The sequence below is a fragment of the Bradyrhizobium macuxiense genome (assembly GCF_001542415.1).
Taxonomy (GTDB): domain Bacteria; phylum Pseudomonadota; class Alphaproteobacteria; order Rhizobiales; family Xanthobacteraceae; genus Bradyrhizobium; species Bradyrhizobium macuxiense.
The window spans coordinates 1-23,450 of record NZ_LNCU01000045.1; the positions used below are offsets into that span (position 1 = coordinate 1).

At 61.1% G+C, this 23,450-nt stretch carries 24 protein-coding genes; 11 read left to right on the forward strand and 13 right to left on the reverse strand.

What is annotated here, in order from left to right:
* From AS156_RS16320 to nthA, 4 genes are all read right to left on the reverse strand, one after another.
* Positions 1-964, reverse strand: a 964-nt coding sequence (locus AS156_RS16320; protein ID WP_066501212.1) for an IS481 family transposase, incomplete at its 3' end; no start/stop codon positions are given.
* 689 nt (positions 965-1,653) lie between these two features.
* Positions 1,654-2,031 (reverse strand): nitrile hydratase accessory protein, encoded by a 378-nt coding sequence (locus AS156_RS16325; protein WP_066506085.1) that lies wholly within the window; start codon positions 2,029-2,031, stop codon positions 1,654-1,656.
* Positions 2,031-2,690 carry a nitrile hydratase subunit beta gene (gene nthB, locus AS156_RS16330; RefSeq protein WP_066506087.1) on the reverse strand — a complete coding sequence of 220 codons (660 nt, stop codon included), beginning with the start codon at positions 2,688-2,690 and terminating at the stop codon, positions 2,031-2,033. Before nthB ends, AS156_RS16325 begins: the two co-directional genes overlap by 1 nt.
* Positions 2,687-3,322 (reverse strand): nitrile hydratase subunit alpha, encoded by a 636-nt coding sequence (gene nthA / locus AS156_RS16335; protein WP_066506089.1) that lies wholly within the window; start codon positions 3,320-3,322, stop codon positions 2,687-2,689. Before nthA ends, nthB begins: the two co-directional genes overlap by 4 nt.
* Before the next feature lie 87 nt (positions 3,323-3,409).
* Between nthA and AS156_RS16340 the strand changes: the two genes are divergently transcribed.
* Complete coding sequence (locus AS156_RS16340) at positions 3,410-4,216, forward strand: enoyl-CoA hydratase/isomerase family protein (RefSeq protein WP_066506180.1); 807 nt, start codon at positions 3,410-3,412, stop codon at positions 4,214-4,216.
* Between the two features lie 100 nt (positions 4,217-4,316).
* On the opposite strand, the gene AS156_RS16345 is transcribed toward AS156_RS16340, so the two are convergent.
* From AS156_RS16345 to AS156_RS16355, 3 genes are all read right to left on the reverse strand, one after another.
* Entirely contained in the window at positions 4,317-4,598 is a 282-nt protein-coding gene (locus AS156_RS16345) for a hypothetical protein (protein ID WP_066506182.1), read from the reverse strand.
* Positions 4,599-4,703: 105 nt separating this feature from the next.
* Positions 4,704-5,756, reverse strand: a complete 1,053-nt coding sequence (locus tag AS156_RS16350; protein ID WP_245312863.1) for a transporter substrate-binding domain-containing protein — start codon at positions 5,754-5,756, stop codon at positions 4,704-4,706.
* A gap of 314 nt (positions 5,757-6,070) precedes the next feature.
* The gene (locus AS156_RS16355) at positions 6,071-7,096 is read right to left on the reverse strand and encodes a helix-turn-helix domain-containing protein (protein ID WP_136626258.1); all 1,026 of its coding nucleotides are present in this window, start codon (positions 7,094-7,096) and stop codon (positions 6,071-6,073) included.
* A 159-nt stretch (positions 7,097-7,255) separates the two neighbouring features.
* Between AS156_RS16355 and AS156_RS16360 the strand changes: the two genes are divergently transcribed.
* Complete coding sequence (locus tag AS156_RS16360) at positions 7,256-8,419, forward strand: alkane 1-monooxygenase (protein WP_066506094.1); 1,164 nt, start codon at positions 7,256-7,258, stop codon at positions 8,417-8,419.
* Between the two features lie 478 nt (positions 8,420-8,897).
* On the opposite strand, the gene AS156_RS40710 is transcribed toward AS156_RS16360, so the two are convergent.
* The 4 genes from AS156_RS40710 to AS156_RS45615 all read right to left on the reverse strand — a co-directional run bounded on the left by AS156_RS40710 (position 8,898) and on the right by AS156_RS45615 (position 10,469).
* A complete protein-coding gene (locus AS156_RS40710) occupies positions 8,898-9,116 on the reverse strand; it encodes a DUF4167 domain-containing protein (RefSeq protein ID WP_082747537.1) in 219 nt (72 codons plus the stop codon).
* 17 nt (positions 9,117-9,133) lie between these two features.
* Entirely contained in the window at positions 9,134-9,358 is a 225-nt protein-coding gene (locus AS156_RS16365) for a hypothetical protein (RefSeq protein ID WP_066506096.1), read from the reverse strand.
* Positions 9,359-9,621: 263 nt separating this feature from the next.
* Positions 9,622-9,930: a hypothetical protein gene (locus AS156_RS40715; protein ID WP_082747538.1), complete on the reverse strand. Its 309-nt coding sequence runs from the start codon at positions 9,928-9,930 to the stop codon at positions 9,622-9,624.
* Between the two features lie 410 nt (positions 9,931-10,340).
* Complete coding sequence (locus AS156_RS45615) at positions 10,341-10,469, reverse strand: hypothetical protein (protein ID WP_283807923.1); 129 nt, start codon at positions 10,467-10,469, stop codon at positions 10,341-10,343.
* 733 nt (positions 10,470-11,202) lie between these two features.
* Between AS156_RS45615 and AS156_RS16380 the strand changes: the two genes are divergently transcribed.
* Entirely contained in the window at positions 11,203-12,105 is a 903-nt protein-coding gene (locus AS156_RS16380) for a division plane positioning ATPase MipZ (protein WP_066506100.1), read from the forward strand.
* A 1,798-nt stretch (positions 12,106-13,903) separates the two neighbouring features.
* On the forward strand, positions 13,904-14,260 hold the full coding sequence (locus AS156_RS16390) for a response regulator (protein WP_066506104.1): 357 nt from the start codon (positions 13,904-13,906) through the stop codon (positions 14,258-14,260).
* A 1,399-nt stretch (positions 14,261-15,659) separates the two neighbouring features.
* Here AS156_RS16390 and AS156_RS40725 read toward each other — a convergent pair.
* Both AS156_RS40725 and AS156_RS16400 read right to left on the reverse strand, forming a co-directional pair.
* Complete coding sequence (locus AS156_RS40725) at positions 15,660-15,830, reverse strand: hypothetical protein (RefSeq protein ID WP_201456045.1); 171 nt, start codon at positions 15,828-15,830, stop codon at positions 15,660-15,662.
* 174 nt (positions 15,831-16,004) lie between these two features.
* Complete coding sequence (locus AS156_RS16400) at positions 16,005-16,400, reverse strand: response regulator (protein ID WP_066506110.1); 396 nt, start codon at positions 16,398-16,400, stop codon at positions 16,005-16,007.
* 93 nt (positions 16,401-16,493) lie between these two features.
* Between AS156_RS16400 and AS156_RS16405 the strand changes: the two genes are divergently transcribed.
* The 7 genes from AS156_RS16405 (at position 16,494) to AS156_RS16430 (ending at position 23,387) form a co-directional block, all read left to right on the forward strand.
* Positions 16,494-17,525 carry a chemotaxis protein CheB gene (locus AS156_RS16405; protein ID WP_066506114.1) on the forward strand — a complete coding sequence of 344 codons (1,032 nt, stop codon included), beginning with the start codon at positions 16,494-16,496 and terminating at the stop codon, positions 17,523-17,525.
* 7 nt (positions 17,526-17,532) lie between these two features.
* A complete protein-coding gene (locus AS156_RS16410; protein ID WP_245312853.1) occupies positions 17,533-17,787 on the forward strand; it encodes a hypothetical protein in 255 nt (84 codons plus the stop codon).
* A 249-nt stretch (positions 17,788-18,036) separates the two neighbouring features.
* A complete protein-coding gene (locus AS156_RS16415; protein ID WP_066506120.1) occupies positions 18,037-21,204 on the forward strand; it encodes a CheR family methyltransferase in 3,168 nt (1,055 codons plus the stop codon).
* The gene (locus tag AS156_RS16420; protein WP_066506122.1) at positions 21,205-21,951 is read left to right on the forward strand and encodes a Crp/Fnr family transcriptional regulator; all 747 of its coding nucleotides are present in this window, start codon (positions 21,205-21,207) and stop codon (positions 21,949-21,951) included. It begins immediately after the preceding gene.
* Positions 21,952-22,115: 164 nt separating this feature from the next.
* Positions 22,116-22,319 carry a hypothetical protein gene (locus tag AS156_RS42090; protein WP_136626259.1) on the forward strand — a complete coding sequence of 68 codons (204 nt, stop codon included), beginning with the start codon at positions 22,116-22,118 and terminating at the stop codon, positions 22,317-22,319.
* A gap of 398 nt (positions 22,320-22,717) precedes the next feature.
* A complete protein-coding gene (locus tag AS156_RS16425; RefSeq protein WP_066506186.1) occupies positions 22,718-22,939 on the forward strand; it encodes a hypothetical protein in 222 nt (73 codons plus the stop codon).
* 4 nt (positions 22,940-22,943) lie between these two features.
* Complete coding sequence (locus tag AS156_RS16430) at positions 22,944-23,387, forward strand: hypothetical protein (RefSeq protein ID WP_245312855.1); 444 nt, start codon at positions 22,944-22,946, stop codon at positions 23,385-23,387.
* The last annotated feature ends 63 nt before the right edge of the window (positions 23,388-23,450 follow it).

The window sequence follows — 23,450 nt, forward strand, 5'->3', positions numbered from 1 at the left end:
TGTGGAGCCTCAAGAGGTTGTTCCCGGTCAATCCGAGTCTGCTGATCGGTGGCTTTGAGCCGATACTGCCATGAGGACGATGCCAGTTGTAGCAATGAAGCCATCGTGGCAACTCGGCTGCTCTTTCTGCTGAGGTGTTGTAGGCCTGCGCATAGGCCCATTCTCGTAGGCTGGTTTGAATGAAGCGTTCGGCCTTGCCATTGGTTTTGGGTGTATAGGGCCTGGTGCGGATGTGCTTGAGGCCGAGGCGCTTACACGCCCTTAGGAAGGCGAAGGATTTGTAGCACGCGCCGTTGTCGGTCATGACGCGCTGTACCTTCACGCCGAGGCTCACGTAGTAGGCCACGGCCGCCTTGAGGAAAGCGATGGCGCAACCCTTTCGCTCGTTCTTCATGACCTGGCTGAAAGCGATCCGTGACGCATCGTCGATGCAGACATGTACGTATTCCCAGCCTGGCCCTTGACGGCGAGAACGCAGATTGCTCGACCCATGTCGATCGCCGGTGATCCGATGGCCGATCCGATTGAACTTGCCGAGCTTTTTGATGTCTATGTGGATCAGTTCACCAGGATGCTGGCGCTCATAGCGCCGGATCGGCTCGGCCGGCTCCAGGGCAGCCAGCCTGTTCAAACCGAGTCGGCGCAGGATACGGCTGACGGTTGCTGCGGAGACCCCAACTTCGAGCGCGATCTGTTTGCCGGTGTGGCGCTGCCGGCGGAACGTCTCGACAGCGGCGCATGTGGCTGCCGGGGTTTGGCTTGGCAATGAATGAGGCCGCGAGGAACGATCCCGCAAACCATCGACGCCTAATGCGCGGAAGCGCTTGACCCATTTGGCGACCGTCTTTGCCGTCACATTGAATTGGAGCGCGGCTGTGGCCTTCGTCAGGCCGCCCTCGATCACGCTCCGCACCATCGCCTCTCGACCTTTCGGCGTCAAAGGCGCATTCTTGTGGATGTTCATCTGGTCTCTCCGGGGAACACTGAAGTTTCGCAACCTCAGCTTCCTCGGTTCAGACCAGATGGACAACCTCCTGAAAGCTCACACCTAGTGGCAGGTGTCTCCCCGCAAAACGCGAAAGCGTTTTTGCGGAGGACGGTGACAAAACAGCCCAGTCTCACCGGGGAGCACGTATAAGCCGTAACCCATCGCGCAGGGAAAGCCGGATTGCTCCGGTTACACCTGTGGTCCTACCTCCCGTGCTTTCTACCCATTGCACGGGACCCATGGGTGCGATCGGCACCCGGCTTTCCCTGCGCCCTCTGCTTCCAGAGCGGCGAAACGAAATGCAAAGCTCGGACAATTCATGTCGCGAGAATGCGAAGCTATATCCCATCCCCAACTGTCATCGCCCGGCTCGCCGCCTTCGCTAAAGCTTCGGCGCGCCAAGGATTTGTGGCCTCGTCGAAGCCTTGGCGTAGACGGGACCGGGCGATCCAGTACGCCGCGGCCTCTCGGCTCAAGCTCCGGCGTCTCTGGAATACTGGATCACCCGCATCCGCATGCGCGGGTGATGACGCTGAACAAGCTGTTTGACATGTGAATCGGAAACTAACCCGTCATCCCCGCGCAAAGGCTTGCCTTTGTCGCTGGAGCAGCCGCGAAGTGGCGTCCCGAAGGAAACTGACGGAACGAAGCGCGACATGTGGCCACTATTCGAAATCGTCCGGCGTCAGCGCGATCGGCTTGCCGTGCGGGGTGCGGTCCGCGGCGCGGTCCCAAGCATCGCGATAGCGATGCAGCGTTTCCGACGTCGTCACGCCCTTCGCGGCCACGATGTGCTCGAGCGTGGCCAGCCAATGCAGATAATAGGTTTCGCCGGTGTCGGGATCGCCGGCGGCTTGTGCGCGCTTGATCTGGTCGGCAAGGGCTGCGGCCCATTCGCTCCAGGTGAACACGCCACGGTCGCGCAGTGTCAGCGCAATCGCAAAGGCCTGCGCTTCCCAGGGCGCGCGGAACACCGGGCCATCTTCGTCGCGCGGAATGCTGGATATGGCGCCGGTGGCACGTGCGGCCGCAGATGTATCCATCACGCGGGCTCCAGATACGGCTCGAATGCGTCGATCGACACTTTGATGGTCGGGTCGGAGTCGGGGCCCCAGAGCTCGCGTCCATCGAACACGACCGTGTAGAGCCACTGCGGACGCTCTCCGGCGTCGTTCGCAGCCGTATCCGGAAAAACGTGACAGCCGTGATCGCGCTCGACCACGCCGATATGACCGCGCACATAACGTGGCAGCCGCGTGTGCGTCGCGGGATGGATGTTCTTCGCCCGCACGCGATCGCCTGCCTTGAACTTCGCGAGCGCCGGCGCCGTGCGGCCGAACTTGCCGCGCACCATCACGCGCTCGACATCCGCAACGGAGAACTTGCCGTGCTTCAGAGGGCTCGCCGGCGTCACGGAATGTCCGGCCGCCATGTCATCCTGCGCGATAAAGCCCTTGTCGAGGAGCAAGGCTTCAAGCCCAAGCAGCCATTTCCTGTAATAAGAGCTCGACAGATAGACGTGTGGCGGCAGGGTTTCGCGATAGAAGCGCGATGCGTCGATGTTGAAGGCTCCGGCTGCGCCCATGGCGCGCACCATCGCCAGCACCCGCGATTCCCATTCTTCATGGAACATCGGCTCGTTCGGCTCGGGTTCAACCTTGCCGAACCCGTCCATGCCGCCCATGTCGTGGACGCCGTTCATGACGGGGCTCCGGGTTTCCTAGGAAAACCGGTGCCGATCATGGAGTCGCGCGTTACGAGCTCGGCGAGTTGTTGCTCGCTCCAGCCTTCAGTGCCTTCAGGCCGCATCGGCAGGACCAGAAAGCGCGTTTCCGCGGTCGAGTCCCAGACCCGGATTTCGGTCTCCTTCGGCAGGCTGACGCCGAAATCGGTGAGCACGCCGCGCGGATCCCTAACCGCGCGTGAGCGATATGGCGCGGCCTTGTACCAAACGGGGGGCAGCCCCAGCATCTCCCACGGATAGCAAGAGCAGAGCGTGCAAACGACCATGTTGTGACGGCCTGGCGTATTCTCGACCGCGACGAGATGATCGCCGACCCGGCTGACATGGCCGAGGGTGCCGACCGCTTTGCTGGCGTCTTCGAGCAGTGCCTTCTTGAATGCGGGATCGGTCCAGGCCTTGGCGACGACCTGGGCCCCATTATGGGGGCCGATTTTCGTCTCGTAGGCCTGCACGATGGCGTCGAGCGCCGCCGGCTCGAGATAACCCTTCTCGCTCAGGATCGATTCCAGCGCGCGGACACGCAGTTCGGTCTCCGAGAGCTCGGAATGGTCGTGATCGTGGTGATGATGGTCGTGATCATGTTCGCTCATCCCGGCAGGATAGGCGAAGAGGCCGTGCTATGTCGAGGCGAGCGGTTTGCCCGCATCTTACAAAACAACGCGATCAGGGAGGTATTGGTGGCAGACGACGTGACGATCGAGAAGGGGCTCGGGCCCGAGGGCCGCATCGCTGTGGTGCGTTTCGACCGCGGCGACGGCATCAACGCGCTATCGCCAGAGGCGATGCGGCAGCTCACCGACGCCGCGCGCAGCTTCGAGGATGATGCCGGAACCTCCGTCGTCGTGCTGACCGGCGGCGCCAAATCGTTCAGCGCCGGGTTTGACCTCAAGGACGCCGAGGGGCGTTCACGGCAGACCATGGACATGGGCGCGCTGCGCCGGCACCTGAAACTCGGACCCCGGCTGACGCGGGCCTGGCAGGACATCGAGCAGGTCACGATCGGCGCAATCGAAGGCTTCTGTGTCGGCGGCGGCGTGGCGCTCGCGGTCGCGCTGGATTTTCGCGTCATGGCGCGCGACGCGCATCTGCGGGTGCCCGAGATCGGGCTCGGCATGAACATGAGCTGGCAGAGCGTGCCGCGCATGCTGCATCTGATGGGACCGGCGCGTACCAAGCAGGTGGTCATCCTGGCCGACGACCGCATCTCCGCCGGGGAAGCCTACGAATGGGGACTGGTGGAGCAGGTCGCCGATCCCGGCAAGTCGTATGAGGCCGCGATGGCGCTGGCGGCCAAAGTCGCGGCCCAACCGCCGATCCCGGTGGCGATGACCAAGCTGACCGTCAATCGGCTCGCGCATGCGCTGGACGACCTCGCCAGTCACATGGACCTCGATCAATTTGCGCTGGCGAGCCTGACCGAAGACCACAAGGAAGGCGTCGAGGCGTTCCTCGGACGGCGGAGGCCGCGGTTCAGAGGGCGCTGATGCTGAGCAGGAGCCAGACTGGCGGAGCTGCTCAACGCAATTTGGCCGCAGCCGATCGATATCACGCCCGACGACAGGCGCGAGGGCGCGAAGAACGCAGCTAAGCCGCCATCGCGTGCTGCAAAGCGATCGCCTGTTCCCGATTCTGGAATGCGATGGCAGTGTGGGTGAAATCGCCGGTAATTTGGGTCTGAGCGATGTGGTTGAGGACTTCGGTCCCCTTGACCACATGAAGGTCCATTCCAGCGGAGGAGGGGAAGATACCCAGCACGACATCGTAGGCGTTGACGACGGCCTTGAGCGCACCCGCCTTGTCGTCGGAGGCTTCGATGAAAATGCGAACGTCTGCCGCGAGACTACGCAGCTCGTCAAAATCGATCACTGGTGAACTCCAACGCAACTTGCTGATCGACCCTCCCATGATATGTTTACTGAAGTATAAATTACGGCGAAGCCGCGCCAGGAACGTGGATATTTCGCACAATGGTCAGCGGGATCGCGCGTTGCCAAGGGTCTCGAACAGCGTCTGCTGCCACCAGTCGCTTTCGATTTGATCGAGGACGGCGAGATCGAGCGTCGGCCGCAGCGCGCTGCCTTTCGGCAGCACGATCGCATAGCTCTCGCTGCTGAAGCTGGTATCGACGACACGGACCGTGGCCGAGAAGTCGTTCCGAACCATCCAGGTCAGGAGCGGCTTGTCATGGACGAAGGCGTCGATCTTGCCTCGGCCCAGCGCGGACAGGCCGCTTTGAATGTCCGGAAACGTGCGAACGGAAAGCCGCTGACGCTTGAAGTAGTCAGTCGTTGGGGAGTTCGCGACTGCGCCGACGCGCACGGACCGCAGGTCGTTGAAGCCATGAACGGAGCCTTCGAGCCCCCTGCGCGTCAAGGTGGAGGTGATACCGGCGGTGAACACCGCAATGGCGATAACGGAAGCGATCATCCAGCCCATGGCGACGATCCGCCCGGGGAGGGTTGCCGGCGCGTTCTGGGCGGCTCCGGCCTGCGTCATGGCGATGGTCGACCACCAGAAGCTGGAGCCGAGCCCTTTGGCGCCGCCGCCGAAGTGCTCCGTCTTCCGCCGCTCGAACACCCAAATGAGGAACCCGACCGCCATTGCGAAACCAAGCAACACTCCGACGGCCTGGAAGAACCCGAAAGAGAGAAGTGCCCGTCCGATCGAGACCCAGGGGTTCTCGTTGATCGGGACTGCAACGCCGAGCCCGGTATTGTAGAAGGGTTGAGTGAAATCGACTTTGCGGGCCCGCTCGGCAGTCACGGTCACCGCCGCCACGCCGGCGTCGAAGCGGCCGTTCGCGACGCCGTCCAGCAAATCCGGCACGCTCTCGGTCTCGACCAGGTGGAAGCGCAGATGTGCGCGATCGGCGATCTTTCGCCAGAGCGCGATGCTGATGCCGCTCCAGCTGCCATCCGGCTGCTTCATCGCAAACGGCGGAGCTTCCTTGGTCGCGACGATCAATTCCTTGTCGGGAGCAGGCGCGCCTTGGGCGTGAAGCCCGCCGCAGCCGAACGCGAGCACCGCGAGCGAGACGAGCCTCAGTACGGCCAGTCGAAGTGACGATAGCGCTTGCTTGCGTTGATAGGTCGGACCTCGCCGCTCGCCGCAGTGGGCGGGCATCTGACACGAGACGTCGTTCACCAATTGGCGCCAGTGCGGCGCGACCGAAGTTTCCTCAACCGAACTCATTGTTGACCTTGATTCGTACCGGGATCGTCGAGCAAAGCACCGCTATTTGGCGGCATTTCGTCACGATCCTGCATCAGGCGGGAGCAAGTGAGGCGAGATCGGATGGGGAAAGCGAGAGCTCAGGCCGCAAATTCTATCGGGGCGGCCTAAATCTCATCGACGAATCGCGGCTCGCTGTCGTTGCCGAACCAGCGCCGGCAGGCGCGGCTAAAGCTCGTCGCATCGGTATAGCCGAGCGCCGCAGCCATCTCGTCGCGCGATTGCGTGCCGGTTGCGAGCATTGTGCGGGCGCGTTCGCGCAGCACGCAATCGAGCAGTGACCGGAAGGCGGTGCCGGATTCAGCCAGTCGCCGCACCAACGTACGACGCGAGGTGCCGACGAGATGCGCGGCTTCCTCCTCGCCGAGGCGCTGCGGCAAACGTGCGGTGATGAGGCTCTCGACGATCCGTGCTAACGCCGCGGTGTCCGATCGGGGCTTCTCGATCGCCTCCAGCGCCTCGATGGCCCTGCCGTGCAATTCCGGATCAGCGAAGGGGGAAGGGCGCGCGCAAAGATCCTTCGGTACGTCGAAGACGAAGGCTGCCGCGTTGAATTTCACCCTGCAGGAATAATGCGGCGCCAGCCGCTCCACGTCTGCAGGTGGTGGCCACGGAAACTCCAGGGTCGCAAGTTCGATGGAATCCTCGAGGAGCTGCGAATACGATGCGTGCACGTTCAGGCTGACCGCCAACGCCACCGCGCGCCACAGCGCATCGTCCATGGCGACAGCGGGAGCTATCTCGATCTGGATCGAGCGCGCGGTTCTGCGCAGCCGGTTGCGGATAAACGGCGCGCGGGTCGACCCGAAACGCGCGCCGGTATTCAACGCGTCCGCGATGGTCGGCGCGGTTCTGGTCGCGACATCGAGCGCCCCCTGCAGCGAAGTCGACCAGACCGGCGCGGCAGACAACGGCCACAGCTCGCCGTATCTGCGGGTAATGTTCGCTGCCAGAACGACCAGCGCAGACACCGGCATGTGAGCGCCGGGTTGATCGAGGACCTGCTGCTGAATTCCCGTGCCCTTGAGCAGTTCGTCGCGCTCGCTTCGGGCCTTGCCGAATGCCCGCACCAGTGCCCGCGCGTAGCTCACCGTTACCGGCGCTCGAAGGGCGTCCGAATTCGATCCCGGCATTGCGTCGGCGACCTCCCGAGCTAGCGACGAGCGGACCAGATTTGGCGCAAAATGCCACAAAATTGGCTTGTTGGGAACTGGCGGTGCAAACCGGCCTCACGGCATGCTTCGCTCCACAACGGCGTCACGCCGCCTCGAAAAACGCGCTGGAGGAATGTGATGATTTTCACGGCCACGAATGCTGCCGGCGAAACGGTCACCTATCGGGACGGCAAACGCTATCTGTGGATGCTTTCCTTCATTCCGCCGCTGGTCCCGCTGCTGTCCTACTGGCTCTATCTCAGGACAGCGACTCCGCTGGTGACGCTGATTCCCTTTATCTTCATCTTCGTCCTGATCCCGCTGCTCGATGCCCTGATCCGCGAAGACACCCACAATCCGCCGGCCGAGGTGGTCGCCGCTATGGAGGCCGATCCTTACTATTTGCGGCTTGCGCGGCTGACGGTGGTGTTTCCTTGGGTGAACTACATCGCTCTGATTGCCTTCTTCGGCACGCAGGATCTACCGTGGTGGTCCTACATCGCGTTGCTGCTCGGCGTCGGCACCATAGATGGCGGCGCATTGCTGGTCGGGCACGAACTCGGCCACAAGCCCGACCGGCTCAACACCTTCTTCGGTGTGCTCGCCAACAACGCCGTGGGTTATGCCCACTTCCGCATCGAGCACAATCGCGGCCATCACACCTGGGTGGCGACACCGGAGGATCCGGCGAGCGCGCGCTTTGGCGAATCCATCTATGCTTTCGCCTTGCGCGAGCTGCCTGGTGCGTTCAAGCGCGGCTGGCGCAACGAGGCCGAGCGGCTGACCAAGCGCGGCGAGGGCATCTGGTCAATCCACAACGAAATCCTGCGGGGCTTTGCGCTGACGCTCGTCGTTGCGGCCGCGCTGATTGCGCTGTTCGGTTGGAAAGTCGCGCCGTTCATCGTGGCCCATCATTTCCTCGGCTGGTATGCGCTGACCCAGGCCAACTATGTGGAGCACTACGGGCTGCTGCGCGAGAAACTGCCGAACGGCCGTTACCAGCCGGTCGAGCCCCGGCACTCGTGGAACACCAACCACATCGTCTCGAACTTAATGACGTTCCACCTGCAACGTCATTCCGATCACCACGCCAACCCGATGCGCCCATACCAATCGCTGCGCGACTTCGCCGACATCCCGCGTCTCCCGAACGGTTATACGGGCATGTTCGGGCTTGCGGCGATCCCGCCGCTCTGGTTCCGCGTGATGGACCCGAAGACATTGGCCTGGGCCGGCGGCGACATCACCAAGCTCAATCTCGGTGATCGGTCCAGGGTAGGGCCCCAAGACGCGGTGTCGTAAGCCGAGTGACGCTCTGACACTACAACGCCGGCCGCCTGAAATACGCGCGAGCGGCGTCGGTGCTAGCCTCAGGCAGGTCATGGCAAGATCCTGGCCCATAGTGGTCGGTGCGCGCGCAATAGTGGTTTATGTTTTGGGGAGTCGTAAGACTACCGGGGAGCATCTGCGCTAGCGGGATTCCGGCTTCCGCGACCGCTGTAGGCTGTGCGCATGCAAAGTCCGCCCCGAGCGCAGAGAAAGTACAGCAATTGCGGTTGGCGGCGAATTCGAGGCTCGCCGACGTTCGATTTCGAGTCCAATGTGGGTTCCGAACAACTGAAATCGAGTCCGGTTCACTCGCGTCTAGACGGCGCCTCGGTCACAAATGACAGAGCTGCATGGCGCCACGCTCGGATTGTGGAACCGAGCGCTGGTTTCGAAGCGCGCCCAGCACACCGGATGAACGAAGGGGCCTTCGCTTTCGCCGCGCTGCGCGCCGTTACTTGCGTAACGGGTCCGGCGCTTGTCTCGCCTGCATTGACCGAAGGTAGTGCTCGGCGTGTTGCAAGTAGTTTTCCGCCGCCACGTAGTCACCGGTCAGGGCTTTGGCGCGAGCCAACTCCACGTAGCGTTCATAGCGTCGTTGGGCGTTCAAAAACTGGCCCGTTTCGCGTAGGCGCGCTGTGGAACCTTTCCTTTTCGGTCGTGCTCTCGGCATAGCAAGTAACTGCCTGGTTAGAGGTTTGGCACGAAGCAAATCTCAACGAAGGCCGAGCGGCGCCTGAAACTGGAATGCTCGATGTTGGTTCGGGCTGCTTTCTGCTGCGGAGATCGGGCTCCGTGTTCACTGCGGCGGGTCTTGCGGATCTCCTCATGCACGAACTCGCCCGCCTGGGTGTTTGGTGACTTTCCCGCGCGCCGGTCCTGTGTCGCTTTCTGCACGGTTTTTCGTTCTGGCATGGCCGCTCTCCGGGTTGGAGTCGCCGGCGATCGTTTCTCGATTTATTAACGGCTGTCGAAGAAGAATGATCCTCCAGTATCGTTTGAGCTCTAGCCAGAGCAAGTTTCTCGCAGACACCGACCTCCAGTTGCCGCTAGGGGGAAACGCCGAACTGCCGAGAACTGCTTCACATGTGAGATCACGGCCTCCGTTTGCGAAAAGAGCCCGCCAAAACCGACGCAGGTTCTGGCGGGCTTCGGGTGAGAAGGCGTCGTGCGAGGTGTTACCAATCGGGGCCGACGCCGATGCCGAAGCCCGGTCCATAAATACCGATGCCCGGCCGACGATAGTAGCCACGATCGTAGTCGTCATCGTAGTAGTATCCCCGTGGACTGTAGTAGGTTTCTCCGCGTCCGACGATGACGCGATCGCCCCGGCTGTGCCAGCATCGTCCGGCATCGTTACAAACGAGCCGAGTCTGCTGGAGCAGCTGTGAGCTGTCGCTGTTGTAAAACTCGCCCGCTGTTGCACAAGCACTCGAGGCTATGAGGGTGCCGGTGCCGGCAAGCACCGCCACAGTCAGCTTTCTCATGTCTCGTCTCCATCGCATGCAAGCCCCAGCTAACGAACGCCTCGACAATGGCAGCGTTCCTGATTGTTCTGGGAACAGGCAGCCGGAACAGCACGTTTGCCGCGTCCGTCGAATGGTTTCCGGCGGAAGTCGACGGCGCGACAATCCTATGTTCATGCGCACGCGGAAAGCTCGTACTGCTTCTGGAAACGCCTATTGTTCACATGATCGATTTGGAACCTCGACATCGGGATGGAAGTTCCAAGATAGTCAGCGAAGCGCACCACGTCCCTGTCAAGCCGTTCAGTGACGGCGTCGTGGAGCAGCTGAGCGAGTGCTAAGAGACGGATTGCGCTGATCGGCGAGTTCGCCAGCCCATGACCCGCACCCGCTCGGCACGGCCCCGCGCAACGTCAAAGCGCAGACGAGTGTCAGCCTGGAGTCTGTGACTGCACCAGCGACAAGATCATCAAGATGGCGATCAGCAAAGCTGGCGCGCAGCTCACCACAGCAGCCAACCAAAGCTCCGCATCGCGAAAGATTTCGTGACTGTCATGCATCGATGTTATCCACCTCCTCGAATTGTCAACGGATTGATCTGAGGTGGCGTTCCCCATGTTGGGCAAGATCGGCGCCGAAAGTCAGTTAACAACTGCGGACAATCTACCGAATGAATCCAGTCGACCAACAGGGAATGCTCGTGAAACTCTAGCTGGCGCTCGACGTTCAATAGGGGAAGGCTTTTATCGGCGTGAGGAACCCACGGTGAAAGTAAACCCGGAAGAGCTTGTTGTACTCACAAATCATGGCTCCATGAAGCTAAGGCATGCAGTCGCTCGAGCGATGTTATTGCCTCCGATCGAGCGGAGCAGGGCCACGATAGTTCGGCGGAGCGACGAGCCTTTGGTCCTCAAGTTCAAGTTGATCAAGGATCTGTCGAATAAGTTCGACCGCTCGCGGCGGCCGGATGCGCGAAAACGTAGTACGTCGAAGCGCACGAAGAAGCCGCTTCACGGGTCTCGATCAAAAAGTCGCAAGTCTTCTCCGCGGTCGAGAGTCGCCTAACCCGGGGCAGGTGAACGCATTACTGCGGCGGCGGGGCAGTTCGCCTCTCTGGACGAAGATAGGCGCGACATGGCCTCGCTCTCAGTCTGAGCAGTCTGGAGCACTTCTTGCCACCACAACGCCTATGGGTAGAGCTTGGTGAAAGCCTCTGAATCTGCACAGGTTCGATAGGAACTCCGCTCACCGCGATCCATTGACTCATGGGTACATTTGGCACTGGAGCTCGCTATGGAGTATGGGGCGTTTCGCACGCTCCGCAGTTCACCACACATTCTGGTCGTCAGCAGCGGAAAGGGCGGCTCGGGCAAGACGACGCTTGCGATGCACTTGGCTGTGGGGCTCCTCAAGGCCGGCCAAAAGGTTGGCACCCTGGACCTCGACGGAGATCAGGGTGGCTTAACTCACTACGTCGAGAACCGCCGGATATGGGCCAACTGGCGAAGCATCGAACTCGGCCATCCGTTGCACCGAAAGATACCACCGTCGAATGGCATGGACAGGACCGAGGCGGAACAGCTGGACGCATTCGAACAGGCTGCCGCAGCGTTGGAGCAGTGCGACCTGGTTGTGGTCGATACCCCACCATGCGACGGCTATCTCGTCCGGCTTGCACACATGCTCGCCGACACCGTCGTAACGCCCCTGCAGGATAGCTTTCTCGACCTTTGTGCGCTCGGTCCAACCGATCCCGTAACGCACGGGATCATCGGCACGGGAAGTCATGCTGCAATGGTCGAACTTGCGCGGAGAGCTCGCGGGAGGGTGGATCCAGGCTTCTTCGATTGGGTCGTACTGGCCAACAGAACCGTCGGCGAGTCGGTGATCAAGAATAGCTTGGCCGAGGCCGGGTTGCGCATTGGCTTCCGAATTGTATCGGGATGTTCGGAGCACGTGGCATATCGTCAGCTCTTCCCGTTGGGTTTGACTGTCTTCGATTCCTCGGACGAAGCCGGTCTTGAGTCGCATTTCGGCCGCGACGGAATTGACCCGCAAAGGGAATGGCGCGTGCTGATGGATGCCTTGCGGCTACCCATTAATGAACGTGGCCTGCGGCGAGCCGCTGCGCAAACCGAATGGGTTCGGCGGAAGGACTTGTCCTTGCCGACGGACGAACTCCTCGACGAGCGTTAGAGGAGCGACGCGAAACGAATGTCGAAAACGGGAGAACGGCGGCTGAGGACCGAAGTGCTCGACGTTGAGTTCGTCGATGTGAACCCTCCTGCTATCGTTGACGACGGTCCGCTCTGGTTCGGGCCGCTTTCTTTGCTGCAGCGGAGCGGCTCGCGGATCCTTTCGTCTTGGCTGCTTTGCGGGCCGCGGCAGAACGGGCCGATGCCGATCGCTGCGAGGAGGCGCGTCGTGCTTGTTTCGACAGTGCGGCGTGAGAGGCGGTATCGCGAGGCTCTCGTTTCAGCGTCCGCGAGACCGCGCGAGAAACGCGCGGTCTGCGCTTTGTCTTTCGTTTGCCTTGACCTGCCTCATAAGCATATTCGGCGCTTTTGCGGGTCCTTGCGTTGACCTTCCCCTTTTTGGGTGGAGGGAGCGGGACGCCAGCACGTCTCGCCTTGGATAAGCCGATTGCGATCGCTTGCTGCGACGACCGCGCTCCATGTTTGCCGTGGCGAACCTCGCGGATCTCCTCATGCACGAACTCGCCCGCTTGGGTGCTTGGTGACTTTCCTGCGCGTCGGTCCTGTCTCGCTTTCTGCACGGTTCTTTGTTCTGGCATGGTCGCGCTCCGGATTCGTGTCGCCGGCGATCGCCTCTTGATACCAACGGCTGTCGATAGAGAACGATCCTGCAATATCGTTTGAACTGCGGTCCGCTGCTCGCAGACTTCGTCTTGAAGTTGACGCCCGGGCGCGGGTTGCCGAACTATCGGGCACTGCTCCGTGAGATCACGGCGCCTGATTGTGAAAGGCCCGCCAAAACCTTCGCAGGTTTTGGCGGGCTGCGGGAGAGAAGGCGTCGTGTCAGATGTTACCAACCCGGGCCGACGCCAATGCCGAAGCCCGGTCCATAAATGCCGATGCCCGGCTCACGGTAATAGCCGCGATCGTAGTCGTATCCATATCGCCGCGGCCCATGGTAGATTTCTCCACGTTCGACGTATACGTGATCACGCTGGCTATGCCAGCATCGCCCGGCGTCGTTACAAACGAGCCGCGCCTGCTGGAGCAGCTGTGAGCCGTCACCGTTGTGAAACTCGCCCGCTGTTGCGTAAGCGCTCGAGGCTATGAGGGCGCCAGCGCTTGCAAGCACTGCAAATGTCAGCTTTCTCACATCTCGTCTCCCTTGATTGCAAGCCCCGGTCAACGAACGCTTCAACAATGGTCACGTTCCTGATGTTCGGGGAACTCGTACAACAAGCGCACCGCATCCGTCCGATGGTTTCCCGGATGAAACCGTGAAGCCAGGGCGGTCAATGTCCGTAGCTAGTTGGGCCTGAGCCTCTCATCAGAATCGACCGCCCTCGGCGAGCGCGGCTCGCAGCACCGCACATAGGTTAATGCGGGAACCGGAGAAGAGACATCAACTTTCGCGCGAGCAGGGTTCTCACTCGCACGCAACCTGAAAAACACGATTCAGTGAAGGTACCGGGTCTCGACTCTCGTGTCGTCTCTCGACGCTAGGATGGGAGTCTATCGATGGATATGATCGATCGTTACTTCTTCGTCGTGACAATGACAGTGACCGTCCTGCTCTGTCTGCTTATGGGCCTGCTGATTGCCGGAGGTTGACTTTACGCGGCTGTCGCGATCGCTAGGCAGAGATATTCCTGTTCCAGAATCCCAGCAAAATTGAAGCGACGGCTTTCGAGCGGAACCAGGTTACGGGCGCATCTGGGTTGATCCCGTTAGGCAACCTCGTCAGCGAAGATGCGTTGACCCATCACATCCGCGAACATCAATCGCAAAAGGTCAGACCCATGCGTACGATTCTGATCGTGGAAGACGAATATTTCATCGCTGACGACTGTGCTTCGCTGGCGCGGCGGGCAGGGTTTCATGTTGCCGGTCCATTCACCTCAATCGAAGAGGCGCGGGAACATGCTTTTACGGCCTCGGGCGCGTTGATCGATATCAACGTGAGCGGAATGGCGACGTACAAACTGATTGACGACCTGCTTGAAATGGGAGTGCCGATCACGCTCTACACAGGGTACGACAGGGGTGCGCTGCCCGAGAAGTATGCGCACATTCCAATGGTCACGAAGCCGCAGGACTGCGGACAAGCCATCAAGATTCTCCGTACGCAGATGGGCCTGGCGAGCGGCGAAAACTAAAGGGCGAGCTCGCCGCCATTTCTCGTGATGGTTGGCCATGGGCATAGCATCGGCGCGGAAATGCTGCCTTGTCTCAAGCGGCCGCATCGGTGAAGCCGATGGCCATCTCTGTTAGATAGCTGTCTCGGTTATATGGAGCCAGAGCAATCTCGCTCTCGCCGATGACATGCCCTTCAAGAAGAAGCCTTGAATGCCGCGCGCATTACTGGAGATGCGGTAACGCCGGCATGTCGTCGCAGGCTGGATATTCTGGTCGGGGTTTGAATGATCAGAAATCCGAAATGACGGAAGTGGAGCAATTCCGCGATGCGGGTCAAGCTCGTCGGGTCTCGCGAGACTGCACCTCCGGACTGGAGTTGGCAACTGACAGCGAAAGCTGTGCATTGATGTCGCGTGCCCTTTCCATTTGTCCGGCTTTTTTGAACAGGACGACTCGGTCCTCAGTCGACGAAGTGTGGAGAGCCTGACCTCTCAGTCGTTGCGCGGCCCGTTCAAGGCGTTCGTCCAATGTAAGTGTTTGTTTTGTACGACATCGCTTCTTCTTTTCCATAGCGGCGCTCCAAGAGTTGCTTGACTATATTGTGCCGCTGGCTCGGAGCTCCGTCATGTACATAAGTTAAAGCAGGTATTTGACGCGTCCTGAAATAGCCAAGTGAGATTGCTGCATTGCGCGTTAGGGTTCTTGGAGGACAGTTGAAGCAGCAGCCGAACGTGACCACTCTATGCTGAGTCGCATTTGGGCGCGGGAGCAGTTCGTTGCATAACGCTTTGTTCTGATGTCGCGCGGGATCGCGAGACGTTTGGGATCGGGAGACGGTGCCGCACGAGACAGTGCCTCATTTGATGAAGAACTGCTTCGGTCGTTGATTTCAACGCCCGTCAGCCCGGCCGCACGCGCCGCTTGTCCGGGAACCCGGAGGGGTTTTTTCGCGAAGTCACAGCAACCAATCGCCGGGCTGTGAGTTTGCATCGCATCATCGGCAGCGGCAAACGCCGCAGATCGCTGATTGGCGCCGGTGGCTGAGAGACAGTGTGCTCCCGCCTGCGAGCCGCGGAGCGCACGATGAAGCGTGGGTATTATATCCACTGGTCCAGCAGCCTGTCCGCCTATGATGAAGCGATCCTCGCCAATGCGAGAATGGCGATTGCGCGTTCGCTGGAAATCCTCAGGAACAGCCAGCCGGGAACATTCCTGGGCCATCGGCGCCACGGAACGTCTGCACGCGACGCGCAGGAGCCTGCCGACGGCGATGGAGCCTCGAGGGCTATGAAACGAGAGTAAGCTTCGACGGGCTCCGGCCCATCGGCGAGCTCGCGCGTCAACGCCACGGACCCTACGGTTCGTGTTCCGAATCCATCGACAAAACTCGTGGTTTGCAGCCGCAAATCCAGCTTCAGTTCACATAAGCGCCGGCCGCCGGCTTCTGAGCCGCGCGGCGAGTTGTCCCAGTTCGTCGGCCAATTGTGCGTTACGGACGCGAGTTTCCGAAACGGTCGACAGGTCCGCAATCAGCGCACTTTCTGCGGCTCGTTGCTCCAGTTGTTCAATCCGTGTTTCGATCTCGGTCATGATGCGGCCTCGCCCTCAACCTCACCGGAACCGGCATCGTGACGACCTTCGCGGGCCCATGCACTAACATATGCAAAGCAAAGGTCCGATTATCGCTGTTCGTTGCGATGATTGATGTTCTGGCTGCGAGGATCGGCTTGCGGCCTCAAGTTGGGGTCGGCGACCGCGGTCTGATCACCGTTGCAGGATCATATCGGCCAGTCGATGGGCCATCGCCCGGACGTCGATCGGCTTCTCCCAAAGCGGCACGTTCTCGAACTCCTTGCCGATTGCGATCGCGTCATAGCCGGACGTGAACACGAATGGCACATTGCGAGCTCGCAATTCGCGTGCGATCGGAAAGATCATGATGTTGTGAACGTTCACGTCGAGAACGGCACCGTCGAGGATGCCGTCGTTCGTCATGCGATGCGCGTCGTCAATATCGCCCGCAGGACCTGCGATCTCGGCGCCGAGCACGCGGAACTCGCGGCTCATATCGTCGGCAAGGAAATACTCGTCTTCGACGAGCAGAATGCGGCGCCCGCTCAGGGGAGCACGGTCCCGCAAAAGAGTTGAAGAGGCTAACATAAATCCTCTGGTACGCCGGAACTAAGCAACGAATTTAGGAACATTGGACCATAGGCCTTCTTGTTGCAAATGGCGTTTAAATGAGCGGGTTCCATGCAGCACCGCGACATCATCGTCATCGGCGGGTCCGCCGGGGCAACCGCACCGCTCAAGCAGATTCTCGGCCGCTTCCCGGCGGATTTGCCGGCGGCCGTGTTTGTCGTCTTGCACATTCCCGCCCAGGGTATCGGCATCCTGTCAACGGTTGCGAGCGCTGCCGGCAAGTTGCCGGTTCGGCAGGCGGAAAGCGGTATGGTGATCGAGAACGGCCACGTCTATCTGGCGGCGCCTGACCACCATCTGCTGCTGTTTGAGAACCACATGATGCTCGGCCGCGGTCCGCGCGAGAACATGGTCCGGCCGGCGATCGACCCTCTGTTTCGCTCCGCAGCGTTGTATTACGGCCCCCGGGTGATTGGTGTCGTCCTTAGCGGCTTGCTGTCGGACGGGGCTGACGGCCTCAGTGCGATCAAGCGTTGTGGCGGCGTCGCGTTGGTGCAGGATCCCGCCGATGCCATCGCCGACGAGATGCCTCGGCGCGCGTTGGAGGCGACGATGGTCGACTTGTGCGTCCGGGGGGCCAAGCTCGGCGACGTCCTGTCCGACCTGGTCCGGGAGGTTTCGGGTACCGCGCTGCCGGTCCCGCCCGACATCCGTCTCGAGGTCGAGATCGCCGCAGGTGAACGCATCGACAGCCCACGGCTGGCGGAAATTGCCGCGCCGGCAGCGTTGACTTGCCCGAGCTGCGGAGGGGTCCTTTCAGTCATCAAGGCTGATCACTCTCTGCGCTTTCGCTGCCAGGTCGGGCACGGCTTTGCCGCTGATGTCCTTGCAAAGGAGCAGGAAAGCAAGGTTGACGAGGCGCTCCGAGTTGCCCTGCGGATCATTGGGGAGCGTGCCGAACTGGTTCAGCGGATGGCCGTCGATGCGCGGCAGAGAGGTCATCGTGCCGTTGCGGAAATGTACGACAGGCGTGCTGTCGAATATCGCGAATATGCCGATATGATCCGGCAGGTCGTGCTACAGTCGCCTGGTCCGTCCGCCCTCAAGCAGGACACCCGATGCCATGGCCGTATTTCCTGCTGATCGGGCCTTGCAGCTTTTGCTCGAGCAGCAACTGCTGGTGAAGGCCGAAACCGACATCGAGGAGGGCTGGGTCAGAATCCGCAAGCAGGAGGAACTCCTGGACTATCTACATGCCGGCGGCCACGATACCCGCCAGGCCGAGCGGCTCATCGAAGTGCTCAAGGAAACCCTCGTCGAGTGGGAGCGCCATCGCGGCCTGATCCAGCAGCGGATCAACTTTCTCGAGCAGGACGTAGGTCCGACGCCGCGAACCCGGAACTGAATTGGGGCGCTTTAAGCCGCCGGCCTGATTACAGTCGGCTACAGATTCGATCATCGGCCTGGTTCGCTTGACACGCCGCTTGAGGCACGTCCAGGCGACATGCCGTGACCATGGCAGCTCCGGCCGCGAGCTGGGCCGGGCTATCACGCCGGAACCATTTTCCCCATTTCGTCTATTAGGATAACGTCAGGTTCTGCTATCTGCTTAGCCGGGATAGGGATTCCCGCGAACAACGAGGCCGTTGCAGTCATGAATGAAGTGGGCACTCCAGCGGCGCAAGGGGAGAGCCAGGCCAAGGTACCGCTCATCATCGGTGTAGGCGCCTCGGCCGGTGCAACGAACAGCATCGAGCGCTTTGTTTCCGAGCTCAAGCTTGAACTCGACCAGGCCATCGTCCTGGTGCTGCAGCATAGTGAAGCGTTGGACAGGGACCGGCTGTTCGAAATTCTGCAACGTGCGCGGGGCGCGCGGGTGGCGGAGATCGTCAACGGCGCCACAATCGAGGGCGGGACCATCTATGTGTGCCCGATCGCGACCATCGCCACAATCCATAACGATCGCTTCCACGTCCGCAAGGCCGAGCAGGCACCGGGCGAACGCGCCACGATCGACAGCTTCCTGGTCTCGCTGGCGGAGGAGCGCGCCGAGCAATCGATCGGCGTTGCGCTGGCGGGGATCGGCGGGGATGGCACGCTCGGTGTCGCCACCTTGAAGGATCATGGTGGCCTGGCGATCGCCGAAAAGGTCGCGGGTGACCGGTCCAACCACTTCAACGACAGCAATACGGCGTCGGCGATCGCCGACTATGTGCTGTCGCCGGAGGACATTCCGGAGCATATCCAGGTCTATGCCAGACATCTGCGCCGGCTGGAGGAGAAACAGGGGTTCGACGAGGTGCTTGCCGCCGCCGCGAACTCGCTGTCGCGGATCGCCGACATCCTGCGCAACAAGACCGGCAACGACTTCCACGGCTACAAGCAGAACACCTTCCTGCGCCGGGTCCAGCGGCGGATGCAGGTCGTGCAGATCGACGGAATCCCCGACTATGTGGATTTCCTGCGCAACGACAAGGACGAAGCGCAGCATCTCTTCAACGATCTTCTGATCGGCGTCACCGAGTTCTTCCGCGACAAGCGCGAGTTCGAGGTCTTGGAGACGCAGATCATTCCGAAGATCTTCGAAAACAAGGGCGCCGGTCAGCAGGTTCGCGTCTGGGTGCTGGGCTGCGCCACCGGCGAGGAGGCCTATTCGATCGGCATCCTCCTGCGCGAGCACATGGCACGGCTGGATTCCACGCCGCAGGTGCAGATCTTTGCCACTGACATCGATGGGCGCGCGCTGGCTGCTGCAAGGGTCGGCCGTTACCGCACGAACATCGAGGACAACATGTCGCCCGAGCGGCTTGCGCGCTGGTTCGTCCGCGAGGGTGACACCTATTGCGTTGTGAAGGAATTGCGCGAGATGTGCATCTTCTCGCAGCACAATGTGATCAAGGATGCGCCGTTTTCGAAGCTCGATCTCGTTTCCTGTCGCAACCTGCTGATCTATCTGAATGCCGAGCTCCAGAACCGGGTGATCCCGCTGTTCCATTTTGCGTTGTTGCCGGATCGCTTTCTGTTTCTCGGCAATTCAGAGAACGTGACGCGCCACCCCAAGCTGTTTGCGCCGGTCGACCGGCGCGCGCGCATCTTCAAGAAGCTGGAGACTGGCGCGAGGCTGCCGCCGGAATTTCCGATCTCCACCACGGCCGGGCGCACGGCCGTCGAAGTGCCGCCGATGCGCTCGTTCGGCTCGGACGTCGGCCTCGAGCGCCGCGCCCAGCGCATCGCAGAACGCTACGCACCGGCCTATGTCATCACCGATGACAATTTCCACATTCTGCATTTCTCCGGGCGCACCGGGCGCTATATCGAGCCCACGGCAGGGACCGCGACGCTGGACCTGCTGGGGATGGTGCATCGGGATCTTCGGCTGGAGCTGCGAACTGCGCTGAGCCACGCGGCCGAGACCAATGAGGCCGTACATGCCGAGCAGGTCCAACTCGGTGTCAACGGCCATCGCGTGCTCGTCGATATCACCATCGAGCCGATCCTGGACGGCGTTGGCGGTCAACGCAATTTCGTGGTCCTGTTCAAGGACGGCCCCGCCAGGGTCGTCGATGCGAGAGAGAGCAATCCCAACATCCTGGTCAGGACCGAACATGTGGAGCGCCTCGAGAGCGAGCTGCGCGCCACCCGCGAACGGCTCCAGGCCACGATCGAGGAGCTGGAAAGCACTAACGAAGAGCTGAAATCCTCAAATGAGGAATACCAGTCCCTCAATGAGGAACTGCAGTCCGCCAATGAGGAGCTGGAGACCTCGCGGGAGGAGTTGCAATCCGTCAACGAGGAGCTGACCACCGTCAACGGCGAACTGGCGCATCGCGTGCAGGAACTGACCCGCGCGACCAGTGACCTGAAGAACTTCCTGGAAAGCACGCAGATCGCGACGGTGTTCCTGGATAATGACCTCAAGGTCATGAATTTCACGCCTGCGATCACCCAGGTGCTTCACCTTGTCGAGACGGACGTGGGCCGGCCGGTCGCCCACATCAAGGCGCGGATTCCGATCGAGGAGCTCTATGACGATGTCCGTCGTGTGCTGCGTACGCTGGCGAGCGCCGAACGGGAGTTGACGGCACCCGACAGCGGCACGCGCTACATCGTGCGCATTCTGCCTTATCGAAGCATCGACAATTTCATTGCCGGTGTGGTGATCACCTTCATTGATGTCACGGCCATCACGCGGGCGGAGGAGCGGCAGCGGCTGCTGCTTGCCGAATTGCAGCATCGCGTGCGTAACACGCTCAGTGTCGTCCGCTCGATTGCCCGCCGCTCGGCCGATACAAGCACAAGCGTAGAGGATTATGCAGCGCATCTCGATGGCCGCCTCAACGCCTTTGCGCGAACTCAATCGCTGGTAACGCGTGACCCCGATGGCGGCGTCGATCTCGAATATCTCGTGGTGGAGGAACTTCTCGCGTACAATGCCCGCGAGGGGGAGCAATTGCGGGTCTCCGGTCCATCGATCCGCCTGCAGCCGAAGGCGGCGGAGACCTTTGCGCTGACCATCCATGAACTTGCGACCAACGCCCTGAAATACGGCGCGCTGAGCCAAACGGCAGGGCGGATCGAGATTTCATGGCGCATCGACGGGACCGCGGATCCGCAACAGCTTGTGTTCGACTGGCGCGAGCGGGGCGGACCGGCGGTTACGCCGCCAAAGCGCAAGGGATTTGGATCCGAATTGCTTGAGCGGACGCTGGCGTTCGAGCTCAAGGCCAAGACGGCGCTTTCCTTCGATCCATCGGGACTTCACGGGACGATCACGATTCCGATCAGTTCGCGGCTTGTCCATACGCCGAATGTGGGGAGTTAGATGCATCCCCAGAAGCTCGAGGGGAATCCGGCGCAGCCGGTGATCCGGCGGCTCAATGCCCTCCGACCGCTGTCGGAACACGGGGCCGTGTTGCTGCAGCAGGCCATTCAGGAGGGATTGCATCGCGCTGGACCAGGCGAGGACCTGGTCATCGAGGGAGAAGCTGTCGACAGCGTCAGGATCATTCTGTCGGGCTGGCTTTGTCGCTACAAGACGCTGGAGGATGGCCGGCGCCAGATCGTCAATTTCATCCTGCCCGGCGATACCTGCGATGCCCACCTCTATCTGCTGTCGGTGATGGATTACTCCATCGGCACGCTGACATCGGTCAGCTATGCCGAAATCAAGCGCTCGCTGTTCGAGAAGCTGGTCGCGAATGACCGGTCACTCGCGGAGGCCTTCTGGTGCGAAACGCTGGTAAGTGGCGCAACCCAGCGCGAGTGGACAGTCAGTATCGGTCGGCGTGTGGCGCTTGAACGGGTTGCGCATCTGTTGTGCGAAATCCAGGAGCGGCTGCACCAGGTTGGATTGGTTGACGACGGTTCCTGCGCGTTTCCAGTGACGCAGATCGATTTGGCCGATGCGACCGGGCTGTCGGTGGTTCATGTCAATCGAACGCTCCAGGAACTCCGCAACTCGCGACTGATCGTGCTGCGTGATCGCATGCTGACGATCAACGACCTGAGCGCTCTCCAGGACCTCGCGTTGTTTTCTCCCGACTATCTCCGCACGAAGCGGCGCGGCTAAGGCGCACCTCAGCGGCGGCTCCTGGGGCGAATTGATCGTCACCGGCGGCGGCGCCGCTGTCCTGGCTGGATTGGCGAGTTTGTCCGCGGCCAATCGCCTTAACATACGTAAAGTCGGAAACCTGCGCTCTGCGTTAGAGTGGAGCTATGCCATGGAGGCAGGGGATGATCGACGGTCAGACGGCAGCGACACTTCGCGCAGTACTCGATGAGGCCTGTAAAGAATTGTCCCGCTTCGATATCGCACGGAGAACGAGCGTTGCGTCGAGCCTGCTTGCCGCGGTGCGACGCGGCAGCCAGTCGATCGAAGATCTCAGAATTGTCGCGAAAGACGCGGTGCGCGCCGCCGCTCCAAGCCCGGAGCGTTAGTTCAACCGCGCGAAGGGCCTCGCGCTTTTGCCATTCACCCCAAAATCAAGATTGGAAGGTTCGCGGCGATATGCCTACCGTGCAATTTGCAGTCTTACCCTACCGGTTTCACAAGGACGAACTGAGCGTTCTTCTGATCACGACGCGGCGAAAGCGGCCGCTGGTCGGTCCCGAAAGGGTGCCCGAAGCAGGGAAAGCCGCAGCGCACCGCCAAGGTCGAGGCGTTTGAGGAGGCGGGCCTGCGGGGAAAGGCCAGAGGAAGGCCGATCGGCCACTACCGGCACAGCAGCGGGAAGGGTAAGCGGAAGATCGCCCGTCGTGTCAGTTTGGCGGCTCCGGCAACTAGGAACTCTGCGCAGCTACAGAGGTTGTCGCCGTGGCCAACGAAGGAGACGATGATGGCAACGCTTCTAGTCATGGATCACACCGGCGACACCCGCTATTTCTTCGATCCGATGAACGGTGAAGAATTGGCCCGCGCAGACGCGCGTTTCAAGGAGCTGACGGCTGACGGTTATACGGCGGCCACCAGGACTGCGGGCGGGCAGGCGACGCTCGTCAGATCGCTGGATCCAACCGCGGAAGAGACCCTGTTCTATCCAAGGCTGGTGGGCGGTTGACCGCATGACAATCGGTCTGCGCGATGTCGTGATGTTTTGCCGACCCCGACGCACATTTGGAGCGTTGTATGCGACGCTCGTCGCGATACGCGAACGGTGGCGGGCCTATGAAAGGATCGAGGCACGCGGAGCTGCTCTGCTATCCCGATGGCTCTCATCGGAGCAACGGTCGGATTTGGAAAGATACAAGCGTTTCGATGTGGTCGGCTCCGACTCCGGCAAGCGATATCGCATCTGCTACGGGACCTCGACCAATGTCTATGAAATGGACGACCAGGGCCAGATCGTGATGGGCTGGTGCTTCCGGCCGGTCGGTCGGCTTGTGGCGGGTGACGTGATGCTGACCCAGAAGATCGCGCTGGAAACGAACGAGCGTGCAACCTTGATGGTCGCGAGACCGTTCCCGAGCTCCATGCCGCCCCGTTCCGATTTGCTTGCAGGCCGGTAGGCGGCAAGTCCGCCTTCAATGCACGCAACGTCGGGAACGCAAGTTTCCCAAGCGCGTTTGGCC